Below are 4,339 nucleotides of genomic sequence, written 5' to 3' on the forward strand. Positions count from 1 at the left end.
ACTTCTTGGATGTTGGTGGCGGTGCGACGAAAGAACGTGTTTCAGAAGCATTCAAAATTATTTTGTCTGACGACAATGTAAAAGCAGTATTGGTTAATATATTTGGTGGTATTGTACGTTGTGACATGATTGCTGAAGGTATTATCGGTGCAGTTAAAGAAGTAGGTGTTGAAGTACCAGTTGTCGTACGACTTGAAGGTACAAATGCTGAAGCGGGCAGAGAAGTGCTTGCTAGCTCTGATTTGGATATTATCGCGGCAGAATCATTGACAGATGCTGCAGAAAAAGTTGTCGCTGCAGCGGAGGGTAAATAATGTCAGTTTTAATTAATAAAGATACAAAAGTTATCTGTCAGGGTTTTACTGGTGGGCAAGGTACTTTCCACTCAGAGCAAGCTATTGCATATGGCACGCAAATGGTTGGTGGTGTAAGTCCGGGTAAGGGTGGTCAGACTCATCTTGGTCTTCCAGTATTCAACACTGTTAGCGAAGCGGTTGAAGCTACGGGTGCGACGGCTACGGTTATCTATGTTCCAGCACCTTTCTGTAAAGATGCGATTTTAGAGGCGATTGATGCAGGTATCGAGCTGATCGTTACCATTACTGAAGGCATTCCTACTTTGGATATGGTTGATGTGAAGGTTAAGCTTGATCAAGCTGGCGTTCGTATGATTGGACCAAACTGTCCTGGTGTTATCACCCCAGGAGAGACTAAGATCGGTATCATGCCTGGTCACATTCACCTACCAGGAAAGGTTGGTATTGTTTCTCGCTCAGGTACTTTGACTTATGAAGCGGTTAAGCAAACAACTGATGCAGGCTTCGGTCAGTCAAGTTGCGTAGGTATTGGTGGTGACCCAGTACCAGGTACTAGCTTTATTGATGTTTTGGAAATGTTCCAGAACGACCCCCAGACAGAAGCTATTGTAATGATTGGTGAAATTGGTGGTACTGCTGAGGAAGAAGCAGCTGAGTACATCAAGGCTAATGTAACAAAGCCTGTTGTGTCGTATATAGCGGGTGTTACAGCGCCTGCTGGTAAGCGTATGGGGCATGCTGGGGCGATCATCGCTGGTGGTAAGGGTACAGCTGATGAGAAATTCGCTGCACTCGAGGCAGCTGGTGTGAAGACTGTTCGTTCTCTAGCGGATATTGGTTCAGCGCTGAAAGAAAAAGCTGGCTGGTAGGATATCGCTATTAGCGAGATTAACGATTTAAGTTAGTCTTTAAAGGGCGGGGTAGAGTTAATCTATCCCGCCTTTTTTGTATCCATTATAAAGTACAGTCTTGGCTCATTGCTTTTATTCGCAGGCAAAAAAAAGAGCGAATAAATCGCTCTTTTCAGGGGGGGCAATAAGGTTGTTTGCTTAAGCGCCAACAAGCTTCTTAATACTTGCAACAACATTGTCACCTTTGAAAGGCTTAACAATCCAGCCTTTAACGCCGGCAGCTTTACCGCGCTGCTTCATGCGTGGATCGCTCTCCGTAGTGAGCATGATAATATTTACAGTTGCGTTACCAAGTTCTCCGCGTACTTTTTCAACCATGGTTAAACCGTCCATGTTTGGCATGTTTACGTCCGAGATAATTAGTTTGATGCTTGGGTCTTTCTTCAGTTTTTCCAAGCCATCTTTACCGTCGACGGCTACTTCTACTGTCATGCCGTGCCCTTTTATAAATGAGCTAACTTCATTACGTACGGTTGCAGAATCGTCAACAACAAGAATTTGAGCCATGTTTTTTTCCTCGTTTGTCTCTAAAGACTATTATTCAAATAAATTCAAAATATTTTAAGCAAATGCGCTGGGGTTAGAATAGCTCTAACTCTCCGCCATCTACGAAATCATCAACTGCTTTGTCGCTTTCAGCGAACTTTTCTGGTGACCAGCTTAGGTTAAATACCAGGCGCTGGTACAAGGTAATATTTGGGTAGCGTCTGCCCGGGTCGTTAAGCGTATATTTAAAGCATAGCTGAGGTTCCGTGGAACCAAAAGAAATATGCTTTTGTACATGGTTAACAATGATCGGTACTTGTGTTCGTTGCGCATCATCCGGGCTTTCACCGCTATGGAAGTAACGGGATTTAATTCCGCCCCAAATCATATTTGTCAGCTCATTGAGAACCGAGTTGGTGTCTCTAGAGTCAGGGCGTGTTGTGTCTATATCAGTGCGTCCAGATCTAATAAGCTCCAATATCTCATTCTCAGTAGTCTGTAGCATCATGTACCCACGACACCAGTCACTTTCTAAAGGTATAAGGCTAAACAGCTCACCGTAAATGATTTGGTCTTTAACCAAATAGGGCTGCTCGCAACTAATATCTGTACCTTTAATGACGTTCTCAAATGCATCTAAGGAAATATCCTGGATGCCCTGTGCAAGCTCGATAGGATAGTACATGCTGCACACATATGAGCTGATTAGCTCGTCTAGAGCTTCAGGTGTCTCAAGTGTATAAACACCTGTAATTGCTTCCTGAACATCAGGGTCAAGGTCTTGCGTATCAGTAAGGCTGCTTCTACGAAGAAAAATCGGTAGTTCAGGTCGTGTATGATGAATTTTCATGCACAAATCTAAACCGGTGAAGCCGTTCGGGTCAGGATCCTCTGATAGAAATATTGCGCCGAGGTCAACGTTAGACTTTAGTACGTCATCTATTTCGTTCGAAGCATCTTTAATGCCGATCATATTATTGCCTGTACTAACTTTTAGGCCGACAAGCTTATGCTTGGTGCAGACTTCTTTGAGTACAGATAGTGCATCATCATTACATTCGTGCACCAAAACTTTACTGACTATTTGTGTGGTTTCGCTCATTTTTACTCCTGCTTAAATCTATCTTTATTGCGTCTTCTTATTGGATAGATGCAATTAAAACATTTCTAACTCGCCTGAATCGGTTTCTTGTTCAATCAAGTGTCTATCAATACGTATATCGAGTTCTTCATCGGCAACTAAATAAACGCTCGCGTAAAAGAGGGCTTGGTCATCGTATTCAGCAACTGAATGAGATTCAAAATTTGTATTCAAGCTCTTCATGTACTTTAAACAATCTTTACTTAATCGGTTTGGTGTCGACATGCCAAGGCTTGGTACTGCTTTACCAATATCTCGTTTAATGGCACCTAAAAATGCATTACCTACTTCGCCGAGATAGTCATAGAACTTATCGTCATCAAGATTGCTTTGGTTAATCTTAAGTGTCTCTGAAATCAAGCTTTCTGTTTCTGGCTTTTTAGTAAAGTGAAACAGTACGAATATTCTGAAAAGCTGCGAGGACATTGTCAGTACGTAGAACTCAGCCTCGTTAAGGTTGTCGAGATTTGTGCGCTCTTTTATGTACCAGCGGGAAGGGTCAGACCCCGCAGTTATTGACTCTTCAAAACTTGCTTTGAAGGTGCGCTTTATTTCATTTTTGAATTCTTCATTTACTAACATATGCGTGGCCAAAATTTACTTTTGTTTCGTTCTGTTCATTGTTATCAGCTGTTCTATAGCTGGTTAAGCATATTTTTAACAATCTCTGTCGTGGACGAGACATCGGTCAGTATCATTTTTCCGCTAGCCTGAATGTCCTGGAAGGTCGCGGTGGTCAAAAAGTCATTCTTGTTTAGATTTTCTTTATAGCTCTCACTTAATTCTTGGCTTCGCATCGCCAAGTTACGAACTTCGTCAGCCACTACAGCAAAACCACGACCGTGTTCGCCTGCTCTTGCAGCTTCGATAGCTGCATTCAGCGCAAGGATTACAATCTGCTTAACGATGTTGAAAAACTCCTGGTTCTGCGTGTGCATCTCAGCATTATGTAGCATGAGCTGGGTTAGGCTTTCGTGCCAGCGCTCGAACGTAACAAGTAGGTCAGCAAGGTCTGCCAGGTCTTTTTCAACTTGAGTAAGTTGAGAGCTAAGGCTTTCTTTCTCAGCGTTGAAGGTACTATTTAGTTCATCTATCTGTGCGCGATACTCATTCTCTAGAATTGCTTTTTCATTTTCGAGCTGATCTTGAACGGTAGATATCTGATTGTTGAGGCCGCCGATTTGTTCTTCAAAAGATGAAACAGAACCTAGAGCGCTATCTAATTGTTCTTGTAGTGTCTGGTTACTTTCCTCTAGCTGAGTAATCTGATCCAGGTGCGCGTTTGTATCAGCATTAATAGCGGCTATAGCCTTATTAGCTCTTGTGCGTACCACGAAAAACGTGATCAAACTGCCAATAATAAAGGCAGCTATTGAAAACAAAAGGGTGTTGTTGTCAGTCATCTTCTTATAAATCTGAGTTAGGTGGATATGAAAGGTATCAAACGCTTACAAATTATATTAGCAGTATATTTTGAACTTGCT

General features: G+C 42.4%; 5 protein-coding genes and 1 pseudogene. 2 read left to right on the forward strand and 4 right to left on the reverse strand.

Annotated elements, in window-relative coordinates:
* Both sucC and sucD read left to right on the forward strand, forming a co-directional pair.
* A pseudogene (gene sucC, locus A3761_RS12665) lies at window positions 1-314 on the forward strand (succinate--CoA ligase subunit beta); the annotation flags it as partial.
* Window positions 314-1,186, forward strand: a complete 873-nt coding sequence (sucD, locus tag A3761_RS12670) for a succinate--CoA ligase subunit alpha (protein WP_068512330.1) — start codon at window positions 314-316, stop codon at window positions 1,184-1,186. The pseudogene sucC and the gene sucD, both read left to right, overlap by 1 nt.
* Window positions 1,187-1,366: 180 nt before the next feature.
* Here the strand turns inward: sucD and A3761_RS12675 are convergent, their stop codons facing one another.
* From A3761_RS12675 to A3761_RS29020, 4 genes are all read right to left on the reverse strand, one after another.
* Window positions 1,367-1,735, reverse strand: coding sequence for a response regulator (locus A3761_RS12675; RefSeq protein WP_068512332.1), 369 nt, complete (start codon window positions 1,733-1,735; stop codon window positions 1,367-1,369).
* A gap of 73 nt (window positions 1,736-1,808) precedes the next feature.
* Window positions 1,809-2,816 (reverse strand): chemotaxis protein CheX, encoded by a 1,008-nt coding sequence (locus tag A3761_RS12680; RefSeq protein ID WP_068553415.1) that lies wholly within the window; start codon window positions 2,814-2,816, stop codon window positions 1,809-1,811.
* Window positions 2,817-2,870: 54 nt separating this feature from the next.
* Entirely contained in the window at window positions 2,871-3,437 is a 567-nt protein-coding gene (locus A3761_RS12685; RefSeq protein ID WP_068553416.1) for a hypothetical protein, read from the reverse strand.
* Between the two features lie 53 nt (window positions 3,438-3,490).
* Window positions 3,491-4,258: a methyl-accepting chemotaxis protein gene (locus A3761_RS29020; protein ID WP_068553417.1), complete on the reverse strand. Its 768-nt coding sequence runs from the start codon at window positions 4,256-4,258 to the stop codon at window positions 3,491-3,493.
* Between the last annotated feature and the right edge of the window lie 81 nt (window positions 4,259-4,339).

Source organism: Oleiphilus sp. HI0123, from assembly GCF_001635315.1.

Excerpts from the sequence above, each read along its gene's own strand:
- A3761_RS29020 (WP_068553417.1), bottom strand. The coding sequence starts at position 4,258 with ATGACTGACAACAACACCCTTTTGTTTTCAATAGCTGCCTTTATTATT.
- A3761_RS12685 (WP_068553416.1), bottom strand. The coding sequence starts at position 3,437 with ATGTTAGTAAATGAAGAATTCAAAAATGAAATAAAGCGCACCTTCAAA.
- A3761_RS12675 (WP_068512332.1), bottom strand. The coding sequence starts at position 1,735 with ATGGCTCAAATTCTTGTTGTTGACGATTCTGCAACCGTACGTAATGAA.
- A3761_RS12680 (WP_068553415.1), bottom strand. The coding sequence starts at position 2,816 with ATGAGCGAAACCACACAAATAGTCAGTAAAGTTTTGGTGCACGAATGT.
- sucD (WP_068512330.1), top strand. The coding sequence starts at position 314 with ATGTCAGTTTTAATTAATAAAGATACAAAAGTTATCTGTCAGGGTTTT.